This window comes from Faecalibacterium sp. OM04-11BH (assembly GCF_003482185.1).
GTDB classification, from domain to species: Bacteria; Bacillota; Clostridia; order Oscillospirales; family Ruminococcaceae; genus Faecalibacterium; species Faecalibacterium tardum.
In genome coordinates, this window is sequence record NZ_QULS01000010.1 from 53,885 (window position 1) to 69,981 (window position 16,097).

Below are 16,097 nucleotides of genomic sequence, written 5' to 3' on the forward strand. Positions count from 1 at the left end.
CTGACAAGAGTGTTCTGCGCAGCCCCGGCGCTGTCGGAACGGTTGCGCACGGTGGATGAAAACGAACGGCCTTTCGGCATTGCTTTGATTGTAATTGTAACGGTTCTTGCGGCGTTTGTAAAGTGAAAATTAGCGCCCGCGCGGGAAAGGATTTTGCGGCTTTTCACTTGTACTGCTCTGCCGCCGATTCATACATCCGCTTGAATTTATCTGCCAGCTCCTGCGGGGCAAGGATCCTGGCATCGTGGCCGAACTTGAAAAAGTAGTTTTCCACCTGACGCTGTGTGCAGGTAAAGGTGTACACTGCCCCCTCTTTCCGGGCGTACTGCGGCCGGAGATGAAGGATCTGCTGGTACTTTCTTTCCCCGGATGGCGTCAGCCGGACAAGGATGGTCTGCCCTGCCCCCTGCTCCGGCAGGTACTGCACCCCGTTTTTCTGGATCGTCTCTGCGATCTTCCGCCGGTCGTCAGCGCTGATGAAGCCGCTGCATTTCAGGCTGCTGAGTTTTTTGATGGAGCTGAGCCGGACACACCCCATGCCCCATGGGCCGCCGGGCTGGGCAGAGGTCATGCCGACAAGGTAATTGTAGAGCTGCTCGGTGTCCTTTTGGATGCACAGGGGCTTCAGGTAGGTGATATTGTTCGGTGCAGCCGTGCCCTCGGTCGGCTTTTTTCTGCTGTTCAGGGTGAGCTTGAGCTTTTCCTGCCTGGTGATGGCCAGCTCAATGCTTTGCAGCTGCTGCTTGTAATAGATGCGTTCCCGCTCTGCATAGGGCAGCGCGCAGTATTCCTCCAGAAGTGCTTTCAGGTAGCTGCCGACCTTGTCGCCGTAAAACGCGGCATCCTTCCGCAGCTCATCGGAAGCAAGCGCTTCCAGCACGGGCTTGCTGAGCCGGACGAAAAAAGAGCAGCCCTTGTCCTGCTGGCGGCAGCGCGCCTTTTCTTCAAGCTGTTCCTGCAGCAGCGCAAGCACCGCCACGGTACAGGCTTCGGCGTTCTCCTGCCCATGGAAGCGCTCGGCAAGCTTTTCCTTTTCCGCGCCGAGCCGCATCCAGATGGAGGACTCCGCCGTTTCGTAAAGGTTCTGGAATAGCTGGTTGACCAGTGTAGAAGAGGGATCGCCGCCGGAGCGATTTTGTTTTTTGTCCGGTTCAAAGATCTCGTCATCCTGAAGCAGGATATTGTAGGCATGGCGGCTCACAGTCAGCCGCTGTTTGTTTCTGGAAAGATCCTCCAGAACTTCCTCAAGCTCCGAAAACAGCATCTTGCACCTCCGCAGGCTCAAAAACGGGCATTCGTTCCATACCGGTACTTTTATAAGGCGATTATAGCATATTTCTACCGGAATTGGAACAAAAAATAAAGTTTTTTGTCACCTAGGAATTCCATTCAGGCTGCTGTATAATAAAGCCACAGTCAAGGGAGCCACCCCCACGGGAGCCGCCAGAGCGCGGCTTCCCGGGCAGGTTCCGGCTCATTTCGTTTTCGCTCATGTAATCTGCAACAGGAGGGTCTATCATGTTTATTCTTTCTACCGTTATCGCCGGCGCAACGCTGGGCGGCACCATCGGCGGCGCCATCGCCACCATCACCGGCACGTCCGTCGCCACCGGCACGGCTGTCGGCACCCTGATCGGTGCCGGGACCACTGCGGCAGCCTGCACCGTGCAGGGTACCGAGGCCGCAGCGCGCCAGCTCGCCTGAGCGCCCCGGCAGGAAAGGAGGTGTCTTTCGTGGAACTTCTGAACACCCTGATCTCCGGCATCAGTGTGGGCAGCACACTGTGCGGCGCCCTCGCCACCCTCACCGGCACAAACACCGTGCGGGCCGCCGCCATCGGCACGCTGGGTGGTGCCGTCTGCGGCGCCGCGCTTTTCGCCGACCGGCAGCGCCGCAGCGTATCCGCGCTGGCCTGAAGCCTTTTCTGCACCTGAAAGGAGGTGTGTCCGTATGTTCACGCTTCTCACTGCGGCTACGGCCGCTGTGGTCTCCACCACCCCGCCCGTCGGCGGGCTGCTCCTCGCCGCCATCGGGCTCAAGGCCCTGTCCGACGCAGCCGAGATCTCCCGGGACGCCCGGGAGCACGACAGCGACCGCCGCTGACCCGGAAAGGAGGGTTTCTGCATGAGTCTGCTGCCCATGACCCGACAGTGCGTCCACTGCCGCCGCACCTACAGCTATAACCCCTCGACCGGCGACCTTGGTCTGGTGTGCCGGTACTGCGGCAAAGCGCAGTGCTCCCCAGAGCCGCAGCGACCGCCGCAGCCCGCATTCCCTGCCAGTTTCCCCACCGCAGAGCTTTCCCTCCGCAAGCGCGGAGGCCACCGATAAGGAGGTACCCTATGTCCATCTACAAGGCAGGCCGCCCGTGGAAATTCGACCCCACCACCGGGGCCGGACACAGGCCGCCCAATAGTCCCGGCGAGTACCGGATGCGGGACGGCTCCGGCTGCATTACATACATCGGGGAGACCAACGATCTCGCCCGGCGTATGCGGGAGCATATCCGCAGCGGTAAGCTGCCCACCGGTCAGGGCTGCGGCAGCACCCTTGAGTACATGGTGGCCGACGGCCGCTCCACCTCCCGCACCCGCCGGGAGCACGAGCAGCAGTCCATCGAGAAGCACCACCCCACCCTGAACCGCTCCAAAGGCGGGGAAGGCAGACCCGCCGGGAAGTAACGCTTCCGTGGCAGCCCCCGGGAACCTGAAAAGACACCAGCTTCGGCCGGTGTCTTTTTTGCTGTTCCGCGCCCCGGCAAAAAACAGCCGCCTCTGCCCTGATCGCATGGAGAAAAAGTCCACGCTTTTCTTGCATTTTGGTGCGCGATATGGTATCTTTTTATACAGGTAAACACTTCAGGGTCGGCAAACATTTTGTTACCTTTGCCGCCCTTGCATGATGACAGGAAGGAATGATACTTATGGGTTTTTTTGACAAGCTTTTTGGCGGCAAGTCCAAGGACGAAAACACCGCTAAGTTCACCAACCAGAGCAAGACCGTGCTGACCCCGCTGCAGGGCAAGGTGCTGGCTCAGGCCGACATCCCGGACGAAACCTTTGCACAGGGCATTCTGGGCCCCGGCTGCGGCATCGAGCCCACCGGCGACACCGTATACGCCCCCTTTGACGGTACTGTGACCCAGATCGCCACCACCCTGCACGCTGTTGGCATTACCAGCAACGACGGCATCGAGCTGCTGATCCACGTCGGCATGGACACCGTGGACATGAAGGGTCAGGGCTTTACCGCTCTGGTCAAGGAGAATCAGAAGGTCTCCGCAGGCACTCCGCTGCTGAAGGTGGATCTGGACGCCGTCCGCGCCGCAGGTCACCCCACCGCCACCGCTATCATCGTGACCGATGGCGCCGGTGATGAAGTGAAGATGCTGGCAGAGGGCGATGTTGCCCCCGGCACCCCGCTGTTCAAGGTCTGATTTTTTTGCATCACAAAGAGGCCGCTGCAATCACGCAGCGGCCTCTTTTTTGCGGAAAATATATTTTTACAGCGTGATGCCGGGCAGCCTGTGGCTGCCCGGCATCACTTTTTTACAAAACTCAGACGATGCGGACGCCCTTCTGGACGACGGCCTTGAGGTTCAGTTCCTTATCCGCAAGGATGACGTTGCCGTAGCGTCCGGCGGCAAGGCTGCCGTAATCGTTATCCACGCCGATGCTCTTGGCGGGGGTCTCGCTGGCGGCGCGGACGGCGCTTTCCAGCGGCACGTTCATTTCCAGCACAGCGCGCTTCATGCAGTCGTACAGGCAGGTGTTGCTGCCCGCAATGGTGTCCGGGTGCTCGGTCAGGGTAGCGCGGGGTCCCTTGACCGTAATAGCCTGTCCGCCCAGACTGTACTGGCCGTCCGGCAGGCCGCAGGACATGGCGCTGTCTGCGATCAGGCAGACGCGGTCGTCCCCGAAGGTGTTGAAGGTGAACCGCACCATGGCGGGGTGGATGTGCACGTTATCGGTGATGAGCTCCACCTCGGCATCGTGCTCCATGGCCGCAATGATGGGGCCGGGCGCACGGTGGGTGATGCCGGGCATGGCGTTGTACAGGTGGGTCATGTGGGTGGCACCGGCTTCAAAGGCCTTGACGGCGGTGTCGTAGTCGGTGCAGGTGTGGGCGATGGAGATGCGCACCTCGTTATGGCACTCCTTGATAAAGTCCAGATTGCCCGGCTCTTCGGGTGCAACGTCCACCAGCTTGATCAGACCGCCCGCACGCTTCTGCAAACGGCGGAACATGGCGGCGTCTGCGCCCTGCACATACTCCGGGTTCTGTGCGCCCACCTTTTTGGGGCTGATGAAGGGACCTTCCATGTTGATGCCCACAAGGTCGGCGCCCTTGCCGTTTTTATGGGCGGCAGCGGCGTCCATTACCTTGTTCAGGATCTCCTCGGGGTAGGTCATGGTGGCGGGGCAGATGGCCAGCACGCCCTTGCTGGCCTCAAAATCCGCCAGCGTCTGGATGGCTTCCTCGGTGCCATCGCAGAAATCCTTGCCCATCGCCCCGTGGAAGTGGATATCCACAAGGCCCGGCAGGGCGTACAGCCCCTCGGCGTCCAGCACCTCTTCGCCCTCTTCCGGGGCGGCAAAGGGCACGATGCGGCCATCGCGGATGATGATGGTGCCGCGCTCAAAGGTGTGGCGCGGGGTATAGACCAGTGCATTCTGAAGGATCATACAAAACACCTCGTTCTTTCCTTGAAGCCGTTTTCATAAGCATTGCACACCGCCCGAACGGTCTTTTTGCTCGCATACTGCGTTGCTTTCCCTTGCAATCCACCAAGGATCGCTGCGGAAAATCGCCTTGTCTGCGGACAAAAATCCTCGTCGTTCGGCGCACCCCGCTTACGAAAACAGCTTCTTGCTTTTCACCCAGTATAGCACGCCGGGTGTTTTTTCAAAAGTCCTTTTGTGTGAACATTGTACCGCTGTGCAAAAAGAGCGAGCCGCCGGGAGGGGGCGCTGTGCACCCCGCCCCCGGCGGCCCGGTTCATACTGCAAAATCAACCAGACTTTTGCAGTTCATTCTTTTCAGAAGTGCAGGATCACAGCATCTTCTTCAGCTCGTCGTACACGAACTGCACCTTGGTGCCGATGATGACCTGGCAAGCGTTCTTGCTGGGACGGATAACACCGGCAGCACCGGCAGCCTTGACAGCCTTCTCGTCGACCTTAGCGTTATCCTTCACCTCAAAACGCAGACGGGTTGCGCAGTAACCAACGTCCTTCACGTTCTCCTTGCCGCCGACAGCAGCCAGAACAGCAGAAGCGACTTCGGTGTAGTTGTTGTTAGCCAGAACGACCTTCTTCTCAGCTTCCTCGTCGTCATCCTCACGGCCGGGGGTCTTCAGGTCGTACTTGGTGATAGCGAAGTAGAACACGAAGTAGAACACCAGGAATGCTGCGATGCCCAGAGGAATGATCATCCAAGTCTTAGCAGCTGCGGGCAGAGAAGCGGAGAACACCAGGTCGGTAGCGCCTGCGGAGAAGCAGAAGCCAGCACGGAAACCGGAGTAGTAGGTGATGATGGTGAAGATGCCGTACAGAACGGAGTACACAACGTACAGCGGGAAGCACAGGAACATGAAGCCGAACTCGAAGGGCTCGGTAACGCCGCAGACGAATGCGCAGATTGCAGCGGAGACGACCAGACCAATAGCAGCTTTCTTGTTCTTAGCGGTCTTGACCATAGCCAGAGCAGCACCGGCAATACCGAACATCATGCAGGGGAAGAAGCCGGACATGTACATGCCAAGGCTCCAGCCCACATCAGCGCTGGTCTCACCTGCCCAGAAGTGGGTCAGGTCGCCCAGACCGATGGTGTCGAACCAGAACACGTTGTTCAGAGCGTGGTGCAGACCGGTGGGGATCAGCAGACGGTTCAGGAAAGCGTAGATGCCTGCGCCGATGCCGTCCATGCCGGCGATGCCTTTGCCCAGAGCGACCAGTGCACCGAAGATCAGCGGCCAGACGAACAACAGAACAACAGATGCTACGATGGAGATCAGACCGGTAGCGATTGCAACAAAGCGCTTGCCGGAGAAGAATGCCAGCCAGTCAGGCAGCTGGATATCCTTGAACTTGTTGTAGCAGGCAGCGCCGATGACGGCAGCCAGAATGCCGATAAAGGAGTTGCCGGCGACCTTCTGGTATGCAATGTAGGTAGCGGTACCCTCTTCGATGTGGCGCACAGCGCTGACCACACCGGGGTTCAGCAGCTGCTGCATCATCAGGAAGCTGACCAGACCGGCCAGACCTGCGGTACCGTCGTTGTCAGCAAGGCCGACAGCGGCACCGATGGCAAACAGCCATGCCATGTTATCGATCAGAGCGCCGCCTGCCTTGATGAGCAGGAAGCCGACGGTGTATGCTGCGCCGGAAGTTGCGCCCTCGGCACCCATAACAGCGGGAGCCAGAGCGTAGCCGATGCCCATCAGGATGCCGCAGATCGGCAGCACAGCGACGGGAAGCATCAGAGCTTTGCCCAGTTTCTGGAGATACTTCATCATAAGACACATTCCTCCTTAAAGAATGTTTGTGTTTACAGACAGTCTCTGGTTGCAGGCTGTCCACAGTTCCGTAACAGAATAGTAACATATTTTTGCAAAAAAAGAAAGTGGTTTTTTCTTTTTTCCATTAAAATGCGCCAAAAGTCCTTATTTGATGGCACATCTGTCAGTATTTTTTGTTTTTTCTGCACGCGTCCTGATTTAAGTGCTGAAAAATCTTTTCTTTTTATGTCTATTTTGTCCAAAGGGTTGCATCCCACCATAAGTCCATATATTTTGCACTTTTTTATACAATGCGTTTTCCGTCCAGCACGGCCTGTTTCAGGGTGTCGCCGTCATACACCAGCTTGAGGGAAAAGTAGGGGTGTTCTTCCTCCAGCAGACGGAAAAAGAGCTTGTCCCCCTCCCAGATGGGGAGCGTTTGCACCTCGGCCTTTTGCACCCACTGCAGTTCTCCCTCGGCGCAGGCATCGCCCCTTATCATCTCGCCCTCCCACCGGTCGGCGGTGTACAGGTGGATGAACTCGGTCATGTTGCCCCACACAAAGGTCAGCAGTCCCCGGGCGCGGTAGCGCGTCAGGGTAAGGCCGGTCTCCTCCCGCACCTCCCGCACAAGGCAGTCCTCCGGGCTTTCAAACCGTTCAAATTTGCCGCCCACGCCCACCCATTTGTCGTGGTTGTAGTCGTCCTGCTTTTTGATGCGGTGCAGCATCAGGTAAGCGTCCTCCCGCTCCAGATAGCAAAGGGTGGTGCTGAAGATGGGAAATTCCGGGTTCATAAATGCGCCTAAGTTCATGGGTCGTTCTCCTTTTTGTCCGATGTTTTTTCGCCAGAGGGCGAGAATGCTTACCGTATGCCGCCGCTGCGCGGCGGCATACGCGTATCTTTTTTCATAAGAAAGGGCTGCTGCATGAAACGCTGTGCAGCAGCCCTTTGGGAAGTGTTTCCGCTGTGGATGCCCACAAAGCAGCGGAAGCGTTTTTCGATTTATGCCTTGCGTCCGGCGCGGCCCTTGCCTGCGCTATTCAGCTTGCGCACCAGATCGTTCTGGTGCTTGCGCTGGCTGGGGGTAGGCTGGGGGTCTTTTGCCTCCCCGGCGCGCTTGCCGGTCTGGGCAACGTCAGGGTCGATGCGTTCCAGCGTCCACTCCTGATTGCCGCCCGCCACATAGTTCCAGATCTGCGCCTGTGCGCCGTTGGCGGTGTTCATGCCCACAAGGTCGATGTACTTATCCGCCAGCACATTGCGGATGCGGGTGCGCCCGCTGCGGGTAGGCTCCAGTGCCCAGCACTGGCTCAGCCCGCTGGTGCGGCTCCACTGGTGCAGCCATGTGCCCTCCACCACGCCGCCAAGTGCCAGATCGATCATCTTGCCGGTAAAGCGGTTCTGGATGCGCCAGCGTCCCTCGCCCGCGTCCACAAACTGCCACTGCTGCCACGGATGCCCCGCATAGCTCCACAGCTGGATGCCGGCGCCGTTCTCCGTGTTGAAATCCTTTACTTCCAGTACCTTCCCGTTGGGGGCCTTGATAATGTAGTATTCCCCCTCCATAATGACGACCTGCGATGCCTTTGCCATAGAGCACAACTCCTTTCCGCTATGGTAGCCCTATTATACCCGATTTGCCCGCTGGCAACAAGAATGCTTTTCCATAATCTTTCTTTTGTTTTTTGTGCATTCTGTCGTGTTTTTGCAGCGCAAACGTTTTCGGGAGCCAGCAATGTTTTTTAACGGCGGGCACTTTGCACTCCGGCGCAGGTTGTGGTACAATAAAGCCATCCACTATTAAGGAGGGGATCTTTCATGACTAACGAGACTTTACAAACCATTCGCAGCCGCCGCAGCTGCCGCGCCTACGAGCCCCGGCAGATCACGGATGCCGAGCTGGACGCCGTGCTGGAGGCCGGCACCTACGCCGCCAGCGCTATGGGACGCCAGAGCGCTAAGATCGTGGTCGTGCAGGATGCCGCTACCCGCGCCCAGCTGACCCGGATGAACGCCGCCGTCATGGGTGCCGACAGCGACCCCATGTACGGCGCACCCACCATTCTGGTGGTGCTGGCCGATGCCCACGCAAACTGCGCCGTGCAGGACGGCAGCCTTGTCATGGGCAACCTGATGCTGGCTGCCGCATCGCTGGGGCTGGGCAGCTGCTGGATCAACCGCGCCCGGGAGGAGTTCGACTCCGCCGAGGGCAAAGCACTGCTGAAAAAGTGGGGCATTGAGGGGGACTGGATCGGCGTAGGCCACTGCATTCTGGGCTACCCCGCCGCCGCACCCAAGCCCGCCGCACCCCGCAAGCCGGATTACATCGTAAGAGTATAAGGAGTTTTATGAAGCCTGATTACAAGCTGGTCGCAAAGGCCAAATACATCCACAACACCGCCGACCTTGCCAGCGAACTGTGGCACGAGGTCTACAAGCGCTACTACCCCGCAAAGCAGCTGGACACCCTTGTGGAGGAGCTGCAAAGCGCCGACGCCATTGAAGAGGACATCGACAATGACGTGAACTATTTTCTGGTGTTTCTGGGCGGCAAGCTCATCGGCTACTTTGCGTGGAAGATGGAGAACACCGCCCTGCACCTGATGCACCTGTACCTCAAGCCGGAATACCGCGGCAAAGCCATCGGCAGGGACATCGTGCAGACCTGTGAGCGGCTGGCCAAGGGCGAAGGCAAAGGCCGGGTGTGGTGCACCATCCACGCCAAGGCGCTGCCGGTGCAGCAGTTCTTCAAGGCACTGCGCTACCGCGAGCTGCGCCCCGCCGAGCAGGAGACCGGCACCGTACCCCGCAACGAGCTGGTGTATGAGCACACCCTGAGCTGAATATGCACCTCACCAGTCGCGGGGTAAGCTGCTGCTTGCCCGCGCCCTCATCAGTCACCTGCGGTGACAGCTTCCCCCGTCCGGGGGAAGCCTTTTGGTACGGCAAGCTTTACGGCTTGACCTGAAACTTTGTCACTGCCGCTGAAGCCTTCACCCCTTGGGGGGAAGGTGGCGCACAGCGCCGGATGAGGGGTAATTTCCGAAAAATCACAAAATAGCCATTGAAATTTATCCGCATTTGTACTACACTGATGTAGTGTAATAAAGCCGCTGTCTGCGGGCATTCTGTGCAAAAAAGGAGACTATCATGGCGAAAGATCATCCCACCGGCAACTCCGGCCTGTACCGGGCTTTTCTGCAGCTCAAGACCCCGGAGGAATGCTATCGTTTTCTGCAGGACGTGTGCAGTTATTCGGAGCTCAGCGCAATGGAGCAGCGCTACAACATTGCCGAGTTGCTGGCCGACAAGTGCATCTACACCGAGATCATGGACAAGACCGGTGCGTCCAGCGCCATCATCAGCCGGGTCAGCCGGGTGCTGAGCGCAGACGACAGTGTACTGCGTGCGCTGCTGGAAGCTGAAAAAAAAATCCGCTGACTGACACAAAAGCCGCGTACCGCCCAAAGCTGCGGCACGCGGCTTTTCTTTTTAAGATTTGAACAGGAGGTTTTTCTTATGGCAAAAGCTGTTGTATTTTTTGCGGAGGGCACCGAGGAGTGCGAGGCACTGCTGGTGGTGGACCTGCTCCGCCGCGCCAAGGTGGAGGTGCTGGTGGCAAGCGCTTCCGGTAGCCGGGAGATTTTGAGCAGCCATAAGGTGCACATCACCGCCGATGCGCTGGCAGAGGAGGTCGATTATTCCGACGTAGATCTGGTAGTGCTGCCCGGCGGCATTCCCGGTACGCCGAACCTTGCCGCCAACAAAACGGTGACCGACACCTGCGTTGCCTTTGCAAAGGCGGGCAAAAAGGTAGCCGCCATCTGCGCTGCGCCCAGCGTGCTGGCAGCACTGGGTCTGCTGGAGGGCAAAAACGCCACCGCTCACGCTGCATTTCAGGACAAGCTGGCCGGCGCCCATGTGCTGGACACCGAGGTGGTCGTGGATGGCAACATCACCACCAGCTACGGTCTGGGCGGCGCCATCCCCTTTGCGCTGGAGCTGGTGCGCCAGTTGGCGGGAGACGCCGAAGCCGACCGCATCCGCAACGCCATCGCCTACCGGCACTGAGAGGAGGGGGACTGTATGCGTTTTGTCACCTGCCGCCTGCCGGACGGTGTGGAGGACCCCGCCATCCTCTCGCAGGACGGCACACAGGTCTGGCCGCTGAGCTGGCTGGGGCTCTCCTATGAGACCCTGTCCGATGCCATCCCCTTCCTCACCCCGCAGGTGCGGTTCGGTTTGCAGCTGGCCATCAGCGGCATCCCGGCGCTGCCGGTGGAAGCCGTCACCCTGCAAAGCCCCATCCCCTGCCCCGCGCAGGACGTGGTCTGTCTGGGCATCAACTACATGGCGCACTCGGACGAAGCCGAAAAGTACTCCGCAGACGCCTTTGCAACGCAGCATCAGGACGCCATCTACTTCTCCAAGCGGGTCAGCCGTGCCGTGCCGGACGGCGGCTTTATCGAGGCGCACACCGACCTTGTGCAGAAGCTGGACTACGAGTGTGAGCTGGCTGTGGTGCTGGGCAAGGATGCCAAGGACGTGCCCGCCGGGCAGACCAAAGACTATGTGTTCGGCTACACCATCCTGAACGATGTCTCCGCCCGGGACGTGCAGACCGCCCACAAACAGTGGTATTTCGGCAAAAGTCTGGACGGCTTTACCCCCATGGGGCCCTGCATCGTCACCGCCGACGAATTTGACACCTACCCGCCCGCGCTGCCCATCCGCAGCCGGGTGAACGGCGAGCTGCGGCAGGATTCCAACACCAAGCTGCAAATTTTTGATATCGACCACGTCATCCACGAGCTTTCGCAGGGCATGACCCTGAAAGCCGGTACCATCATTGCCACCGGCACCCCTGCCGGGGTGGGCATGGGCATGGACCCGCCGCAGTTTTTGCACCCGGGCGACACCGTGCAGTGCGAGATCGAGGGAATCGGCACGCTGACCAACACCGTGCGCTGAATCTCCTTGTGGAACTGCCCAAAATTTTACATGGATTTCAGTCCGATTGCACGAAATGCCGCCGCAGCACTGCTCTTTTGCGGAAAAATATGGTATACTATAAAATACTGATAAAAAATGCGGCGCATCCGCATCAAAGGGGTAAATGACATGAAGGAATATGCATTTGGCATCGATCTGGGCGGCACTACTGCCAAGGTCGGCCTGTTCACCACCAGCGGCAAGCTGCTGGAAAAGTGGGAGGTAAGCACCGATACTTCCAATAACGGTGCTCACATTCTGGAAAATCTGGCTGCTGCCGTGCAGCAGAAGATGCAGGAAAAGGGTCTGTCCGCAGACGAAGTCGAGGGTGTCGGTCTGGGCGTGCCCGGCCCGGTGCTGGATTCCAGCATCGTGCCCATCGTGTGTGCAAACCTTGGCGGCTGGGGCAACCGCAACGTGTCCATTGAGCTCAGCGAGCTGCTGGGCGGCATCCGGGTGCTGGTGGGCAACGACGCCAACGTGGCTGCGCTGGGCGAGATCTGGATGGGCGCGGCACAGGGCTGCCGCAGCGCCGTCATGGTCACGCTGGGCACCGGCGTGGGCGGCGGTGTCATCGTGAACGGCAAGGTCATCGACGGCGCTCACGGTGCCGGCGGCGAGATCGGCCACATCACCGTCAACCCCCACGAGACCGCCGTCTGCGGCTGCGGCAAGCGCGGCTGTCTGGAGCAGTATTCCAGCGCCACCGGCGTTGTGCGCTGCATGAAGAAGCTGCTGGACGCAAACCCGGACACCGCCTGCACCCTGCGCGGCAGGGACTTTGAAGCCAAGGACGTGTTCGACGCCGCCCGCACCGGGGATGCACTGGCTGCCCGTGAGGTGGACGAGATGGCCTCCACGCTGGGCATGGCACTGGCCAACATTGCCGCCACCACCGACCCCGAAATGTTCATGATCGGCGGCGGCGTGGCCCGCGCCGGGGAGATTCTGTTCAACCCGCTGGTGCGCCACTACAAGGAGTACGCCTTCCAGTCCTGCAAGGAGACTCCCATCAAGGCCGCCAGCCTTGGCAACGACGCCGGCATCTACGGTGCCGTGCGCCTGATCGTGGGCGCCTGATCAGGGAATACCGATAGCTTTCAAACCAGCCAAGCCTGCGGGCTTGGCTGGTTTTGTTTTTGCAGGAGATAAAACAAGTCTGATTTTCCAAAAGCGTTGCATATCGGTGCAAAAAGGCAACTGCCGCCTTGTTTATTTTGTACATTTATGCTAAAATAGCGTGCAGATAGTTGATTTTTATAGAGCGGTATTACTTTTTCTGATGCTGTAAAAATTCGGCTGAGCCGAAAAAATAAGGACGCAACAAAAGGAGAACACGCCATGAAAAAACTTTTTGCCATGACGGTGGCCGTGCTGCTGCTGTTTTCAGTGCTGCTGGGCATTCCCGCCGCCTATGGGCAGGCACCGGAGACGGGCAAAACGCTGGACATCCTGTTCAGCCACGACACCCACTCCCACCTGAACACCTTCACCACCGTGGTGGAGGACGAGGAAGCAGAGATTGGCGGCTTTGCCCGCGCCAACACCCTCATCAAGGCACAGCGCGCCAAAGACCCGGACACCCTTGTGATCGACGGCGGTGACTTTTCCATGGGCACCCTGATCCAGACCGTGTTTGAAACGCAGGCCGCAGAGCTGCGGATGCTGGGCTACATGGGCTACGATGTGACCACCTTTGGCAACCACGAGTTCGACTACCGCTCCAAGGGGCTTGCCAATATGCTTACCAGCGCCCGCACCTCCGGCGATGCCGTCCCGGACATCGTGGTCTGCAATGTGGACTGGGATGCCATGGAAGCCGCCGGCCTCACCGAGGGACAGCAGATGCTCAAAGACGCCTTTACCTCCTACGGCGTGCAGGACTACACCGTGGTGCAGAAGGGCGATGTGCGCATTGCCGTGGTGGGCGTTTTCGGCAAGGACGCGCTCTCCTGCGCGCCCACCTGTGAACTGAAATTCAAAGACCCGGTACAGGCGGTCAAAGCCACCGTGGCAGAGATCAAGGCAAACGAAAATGCGGATATGATCGTCTGCGTTTCCCACAGCGGCACATGGGACGACCCTAAAAAGTCTGAGGACGAGCTGCTGGCTAAAGGTGTGCCTGAGTTCGACCTTATCCTAAGCGGCCACACCCACAGCCGTATCCGGGAACCCATCCGGCACGGGGACACCTATGTGGTCTCCTGCGGCGAGTACGGCAAAAATCTGGGCAGCCTGTCCATGGCGCAAAAAGCGGACGGCCGCTGGCAGGTGACCGATTACCAGCTGATCCCCATCACTTCCGATATTCCCGCCGATGCACAAACGCAAGAGGTCGTCGACCGCTTTATGGACACAGTGGACGAGGATTATCTGGCGCAGTTCGGCTACACCAAGGATCAGGTTCTGGCAGAAAACAATGTTGTTTTTTCCAACCTGGAAGATCTGGGCAAGGTGCACACCGAGCACAATCTGGGCGATCTCATCGCGGATGCCTATGTGTACGCGGTGGAGAACGCCGCCGACTATGACGGCGTACCGGTAGACTTGGCGGTGGTGCCCAGCGGCACCGTGCGCGACACCTACGCCCGGGGCGATATCACAGTGGAGCAGGTATTCAACTCCTTCTCGCTGGGCATCGGCGCAGACGGTGTGCCGGGCTATCCCCTCATCGAGGTCTACCTCACCGGCAAGGAACTGCGCACCGCCGCCGAGATCGACGCTTCCGTGTCGGATTTCATGACCACCGCGCGGCTGTATTGCAGCGGCCTGAATTTCACCTATAACCCCCACCGCCTGCTGCTGAACAAGGTGACGGATGTTTATCTGGTCAAGGACGGGCAGCGCGTGGAGCTGCAAGACGACAAGCTGTACCGCATTGTGGCAGACCTTTACAGCGGGCAGATGCTGAGCGCCGTGACCGATATGTCCTACGGCATTTTGTCTATCGTGCCGAAGTACGCCGACGGCACTCCCATCGAAGATTTTGAGGATGTGATCCTGACCGAAAACGGCAAAGATCTGAAAGGCTGGGACGCCATTGCGCGGTACATGGCCTCGTTCGAGGACACCGACGGCGACGGCATCGGCAATGTGCCGGACTATTACAGCACCCTGCACGACCGCAAAAAAGTGGAGGACAGCCGCAGCCTTTCCGCGCTGCTGAAAAAGCCCAACCGCTTTGCCTTTATCCTTCTCGGTCTGATCCTCACCGTAATTCTGCTGGTGGTGTGCCTTGTGCTGCTGCTCCGTAAGCTGGTGCGCAAGTTCCGCCGCAGAAAAAAGGCGCTGGGCTGAGCCTGACGATTTGAATGCGCTCCGCGTTTGCTTTGCGCCTATTCAGCGGAAAAATTATTTTTAATAGAGCAATGCCGGAGCGTCTGCGGACGCTCCGGCATTGCATTTTCACGGGTGGGAAAACTCCCTCAGTCAAAACCTGACGGTTTTGCCAGCTCCCTCTGGGAGGGAGCCTTTGGCATGGCGGGAAAGTTTGCGGTTAAACTGCAAAGTTTCCGGGTGTGCTCGCTCCCCCTCGGGGGAGCTGTCGCGCAGCGACTGAGGGGCTATGGAAGGAGAAGCGAAAAAAGCGTTAAAGAGCTAGCGCCGACTGGCGCAGCGCTAGCTTTTTCGTGCTTCGACTTCTTCTTTAGGTTTGTCAAGGGCGTGCAGCCCTTGACCCGTTGCGGGGTGGGTGGAGTCCAGAGGTAGGGAGGGGGGAATCGGAACACCCCTCCCTACCTCTGGCCCAGCGGAGCGTCCCTGCACGCTGAAGGCAAGCAGAAACTTTCCCCACGGAGCACGCACTTTTCTGGTTCTCTTTTGGTGTCAAAAGAGAACATCACTCACTCAGAACCTCCCCTTCTGCAACCTGTCCAGCACCTCGTACAGATCGCGGCACTCGGCGGTGTACAGACGGCGCATCTCGTCATTGGCGGGTGACATGTCCGGCACCATCACGGTGATAAAACGCCCGTTGGCACCGGCGCGCACGCCGTTGTAGCTGTCCTCCAGCACAAGGGTGCGGCTGGGCACAGTGCCCAGCGCTTCCGCAGCGCGCAGAAAAATTTCCGGGTTGGGCTTGGAGGCCGAGAACTGCTCGCCGGAGACGATCACCTTAAAGTAGTGGGTCAAGCCCCAGCCGTCCAAATGGTGCCGGATAGACGCCATCCGACTGGAGGAAGCCACCGCCATGGGGATGTGCTGTGCATCCAGCCATGTCAGAATTTCGTCCAGCCCGGGCTTTTTGGGCGGCAGTGCCTGAAACGCCTTTTCCGCCTGTGCATGCAGCGCCTCGATGATGGCGTCCGTGTCGCAGTTTTCCCCGTAGAAGCGGCGCAGCACCGCCCGCATGGTGTCCCCTGCCGTGCCGCGGGCGGCAACGTCCAGCCCTTCCTTATAAGAAAGCCCAAGGGTGGCAAGTGCAGGCTCCCACAGGGTAGCCCAGACCCGCTCGGTGTCAAACATCAGGCCGTCCATATCAAAAATAACGCTGTCGATCATGGCAGTATGCTCCTTCCATAGAAAAGCGGGGCTGTGCCCCGCAAAAGTGCTCTGTGCCCCTATTGTACCATAGATTTGGCAGTTTGCACACCAGTGTGCTCAC

Annotated in this window: 20 protein-coding genes; 13 read left to right on the forward strand and 7 right to left on the reverse strand. The window is 59.0% G+C overall.

All coding sequences use genetic code 11. The features are described from left to right. Nucleotides 1-163: 163 nt before the first annotated feature. On the reverse strand, nt 164-1,264 hold the full coding sequence (locus tag DXB44_RS09740; RefSeq protein ID WP_118658594.1) for a WYL domain-containing protein: 1,101 nt from the start codon (nt 1,262-1,264) through the stop codon (nt 164-166). A 254-nt stretch (nt 1,265-1,518) separates the two neighbouring features. Here DXB44_RS09740 and DXB44_RS09745 point away from each other — a divergent pair, with 254 nt between their 5' ends. The 6 genes from DXB44_RS09745 to DXB44_RS09765 all read left to right on the forward strand — a co-directional run bounded on the left by DXB44_RS09745 (nt 1,519) and on the right by DXB44_RS09765 (nt 3,436). Next, nucleotides 1,519-1,704: a hypothetical protein gene (locus DXB44_RS09745; protein ID WP_055186471.1), complete on the forward strand. Its 186-nt coding sequence runs from the start codon at nt 1,519-1,521 to the stop codon at nt 1,702-1,704. 29 nt (nt 1,705-1,733) lie between these two features. Beyond that, on the forward strand, nt 1,734-1,916 hold the full coding sequence (locus tag DXB44_RS09750) for a hypothetical protein (RefSeq protein WP_118658595.1): 183 nt from the start codon (nt 1,734-1,736) through the stop codon (nt 1,914-1,916). A gap of 34 nt (nt 1,917-1,950) precedes the next feature. After that, nucleotides 1,951-2,103 (forward strand): hypothetical protein, encoded by a 153-nt coding sequence (locus DXB44_RS14540; RefSeq protein WP_155515407.1) that lies wholly within the window; start codon nt 1,951-1,953, stop codon nt 2,101-2,103. Between the two features lie 21 nt (nt 2,104-2,124). Beyond that, nucleotides 2,125-2,331: a hypothetical protein gene (locus tag DXB44_RS09755; RefSeq protein ID WP_118658596.1), complete on the forward strand. Its 207-nt coding sequence runs from the start codon at nt 2,125-2,127 to the stop codon at nt 2,329-2,331. 11 nt (nt 2,332-2,342) lie between these two features. Next, nucleotides 2,343-2,681 (forward strand): GIY-YIG nuclease family protein, encoded by a 339-nt coding sequence (locus DXB44_RS09760; protein ID WP_055186469.1) that lies wholly within the window; start codon nt 2,343-2,345, stop codon nt 2,679-2,681. Between the two features lie 242 nt (nt 2,682-2,923). Further along, nucleotides 2,924-3,436, forward strand: a complete 513-nt coding sequence (locus DXB44_RS09765; RefSeq protein WP_118658597.1) for a PTS glucose transporter subunit IIA — start codon at nt 2,924-2,926, stop codon at nt 3,434-3,436. 121 nt (nt 3,437-3,557) lie between these two features. Here DXB44_RS09765 and nagA read toward each other — a convergent pair whose 3' ends face one another. The 4 genes from nagA to DXB44_RS09785 all read right to left on the reverse strand — a co-directional run bounded on the left by nagA (nt 3,558) and on the right by DXB44_RS09785 (nt 8,095). After that, a complete protein-coding gene (gene nagA, locus DXB44_RS09770) occupies nt 3,558-4,685 on the reverse strand; it encodes an N-acetylglucosamine-6-phosphate deacetylase (RefSeq protein WP_118658598.1) in 1,128 nt (375 codons plus the stop codon). Nucleotides 4,686-5,053: 368 nt separating this feature from the next. Next, nucleotides 5,054-6,517 carry a PTS transporter subunit EIIC gene (locus DXB44_RS09775; RefSeq protein WP_118658599.1) on the reverse strand — a complete coding sequence of 488 codons (1,464 nt, stop codon included), beginning with the start codon at nt 6,515-6,517 and terminating at the stop codon, nt 5,054-5,056. A 286-nt stretch (nt 6,518-6,803) separates the two neighbouring features. Continuing rightward, on the reverse strand, nt 6,804-7,313 hold the full coding sequence (locus tag DXB44_RS09780; RefSeq protein WP_118658600.1) for an 8-oxo-dGTP diphosphatase: 510 nt from the start codon (nt 7,311-7,313) through the stop codon (nt 6,804-6,806). Between the two features lie 191 nt (nt 7,314-7,504). Further along, nucleotides 7,505-8,095 (reverse strand): RICIN domain-containing protein, encoded by a 591-nt coding sequence (locus DXB44_RS09785; protein WP_113621550.1) that lies wholly within the window; start codon nt 8,093-8,095, stop codon nt 7,505-7,507. A 225-nt stretch (nt 8,096-8,320) separates the two neighbouring features. Here DXB44_RS09785 and DXB44_RS09790 point away from each other — a divergent pair, with 225 nt between their 5' ends. The 6 genes from DXB44_RS09790 to DXB44_RS09815 all read left to right on the forward strand — a co-directional run bounded on the left by DXB44_RS09790 (nt 8,321) and on the right by DXB44_RS09815 (nt 12,574). Then, a complete protein-coding gene (locus tag DXB44_RS09790; RefSeq protein WP_118658601.1) occupies nt 8,321-8,842 on the forward strand; it encodes a nitroreductase in 522 nt (173 codons plus the stop codon). 8 nt (nt 8,843-8,850) lie between these two features. Then, the gene (locus DXB44_RS09795; RefSeq protein ID WP_118658602.1) at nt 8,851-9,345 is read left to right on the forward strand and encodes a GNAT family N-acetyltransferase; all 495 of its coding nucleotides are present in this window, start codon (nt 8,851-8,853) and stop codon (nt 9,343-9,345) included. A gap of 307 nt (nt 9,346-9,652) precedes the next feature. After that, nucleotides 9,653-9,943: a YerC/YecD family TrpR-related protein gene (locus tag DXB44_RS09800; RefSeq protein ID WP_118658603.1), complete on the forward strand. Its 291-nt coding sequence runs from the start codon at nt 9,653-9,655 to the stop codon at nt 9,941-9,943. A 78-nt stretch (nt 9,944-10,021) separates the two neighbouring features. After that, a complete protein-coding gene (locus DXB44_RS09805; RefSeq protein WP_118658604.1) occupies nt 10,022-10,573 on the forward strand; it encodes a DJ-1 family glyoxalase III in 552 nt (183 codons plus the stop codon). A gap of 15 nt (nt 10,574-10,588) precedes the next feature. Continuing rightward, on the forward strand, nt 10,589-11,473 hold the full coding sequence (locus DXB44_RS09810) for a fumarylacetoacetate hydrolase family protein (RefSeq protein ID WP_055186461.1): 885 nt from the start codon (nt 10,589-10,591) through the stop codon (nt 11,471-11,473). Between the two features lie 150 nt (nt 11,474-11,623). Beyond that, a complete protein-coding gene (locus DXB44_RS09815; protein WP_243111113.1) occupies nt 11,624-12,574 on the forward strand; it encodes an ROK family glucokinase in 951 nt (316 codons plus the stop codon). A 20-nt stretch (nt 12,575-12,594) separates the two neighbouring features. Here the strand turns inward: DXB44_RS09815 and DXB44_RS14440 are convergent, their stop codons facing one another. Continuing rightward, the gene (locus tag DXB44_RS14440; RefSeq protein ID WP_147366436.1) at nt 12,595-12,855 is read right to left on the reverse strand and encodes a hypothetical protein; all 261 of its coding nucleotides are present in this window, start codon (nt 12,853-12,855) and stop codon (nt 12,595-12,597) included. Between DXB44_RS14440 and DXB44_RS09820 the strand changes: the two genes are divergently transcribed. After that, the gene (locus DXB44_RS09820) at nt 12,836-14,791 is read left to right on the forward strand and encodes a bifunctional UDP-sugar hydrolase/5'-nucleotidase (protein WP_118658606.1); all 1,956 of its coding nucleotides are present in this window, start codon (nt 12,836-12,838) and stop codon (nt 14,789-14,791) included. The two genes, DXB44_RS14440 and DXB44_RS09820, sit on opposite strands and share 20 nt — an antisense overlap. 549 nt (nt 14,792-15,340) lie before the next feature. Here DXB44_RS09820 and DXB44_RS09830 read toward each other — a convergent pair. Continuing rightward, on the reverse strand, nt 15,341-15,994 hold the full coding sequence (locus DXB44_RS09830) for an HAD family phosphatase (protein WP_118658608.1): 654 nt from the start codon (nt 15,992-15,994) through the stop codon (nt 15,341-15,343). Between the last annotated feature and the right edge of the window lie 103 nt (nt 15,995-16,097).

Coding starts and splice junctions, on each gene's coding strand:
- DXB44_RS14440 (WP_147366436.1), bottom strand. CDS start 12,855: ATGGCAAAAAGTTTTTTCATGGCGTGTTCTCCTTTTGTTGCGTCCTTA.
- DXB44_RS09820 (WP_118658606.1), top strand. CDS start 12,836: ATGAAAAAACTTTTTGCCATGACGGTGGCCGTGCTGCTGCTGTTTTCA.
- DXB44_RS09795 (WP_118658602.1), top strand. CDS start 8,851: ATGAAGCCTGATTACAAGCTGGTCGCAAAGGCCAAATACATCCACAAC.
- DXB44_RS09780 (WP_118658600.1), bottom strand. CDS start 7,313: ATGAACTTAGGCGCATTTATGAACCCGGAATTTCCCATCTTCAGCACC.
- DXB44_RS09810 (WP_055186461.1), top strand. CDS start 10,589: ATGCGTTTTGTCACCTGCCGCCTGCCGGACGGTGTGGAGGACCCCGCC.
- DXB44_RS14540 (WP_155515407.1), top strand. CDS start 1,951: ATGTTCACGCTTCTCACTGCGGCTACGGCCGCTGTGGTCTCCACCACC.
- DXB44_RS09830 (WP_118658608.1), bottom strand. CDS start 15,994: ATGATCGACAGCGTTATTTTTGATATGGACGGCCTGATGTTTGACACC.
- DXB44_RS09805 (WP_118658604.1), top strand. CDS start 10,022: ATGGCAAAAGCTGTTGTATTTTTTGCGGAGGGCACCGAGGAGTGCGAG.
- DXB44_RS09800 (WP_118658603.1), top strand. CDS start 9,653: ATGGCGAAAGATCATCCCACCGGCAACTCCGGCCTGTACCGGGCTTTT.
- DXB44_RS09760 (WP_055186469.1), top strand. CDS start 2,343: ATGTCCATCTACAAGGCAGGCCGCCCGTGGAAATTCGACCCCACCACC.
- DXB44_RS09775 (WP_118658599.1), bottom strand. CDS start 6,517: ATGATGAAGTATCTCCAGAAACTGGGCAAAGCTCTGATGCTTCCCGTC.
- DXB44_RS09815 (WP_243111113.1), top strand. CDS start 11,624: ATGAAGGAATATGCATTTGGCATCGATCTGGGCGGCACTACTGCCAAG.
- DXB44_RS09740 (WP_118658594.1), bottom strand. CDS start 1,264: ATGCTGTTTTCGGAGCTTGAGGAAGTTCTGGAGGATCTTTCCAGAAAC.
- DXB44_RS09785 (WP_113621550.1), bottom strand. CDS start 8,095: ATGGCAAAGGCATCGCAGGTCGTCATTATGGAGGGGGAATACTACATT.
- DXB44_RS09755 (WP_118658596.1), top strand. CDS start 2,125: ATGAGTCTGCTGCCCATGACCCGACAGTGCGTCCACTGCCGCCGCACC.
- DXB44_RS09790 (WP_118658601.1), top strand. CDS start 8,321: ATGACTAACGAGACTTTACAAACCATTCGCAGCCGCCGCAGCTGCCGC.
- nagA (WP_118658598.1), bottom strand. CDS start 4,685: ATGATCCTTCAGAATGCACTGGTCTATACCCCGCGCCACACCTTTGAG.
- DXB44_RS09765 (WP_118658597.1), top strand. CDS start 2,924: ATGGGTTTTTTTGACAAGCTTTTTGGCGGCAAGTCCAAGGACGAAAAC.
- DXB44_RS09745 (WP_055186471.1), top strand. CDS start 1,519: ATGTTTATTCTTTCTACCGTTATCGCCGGCGCAACGCTGGGCGGCACC.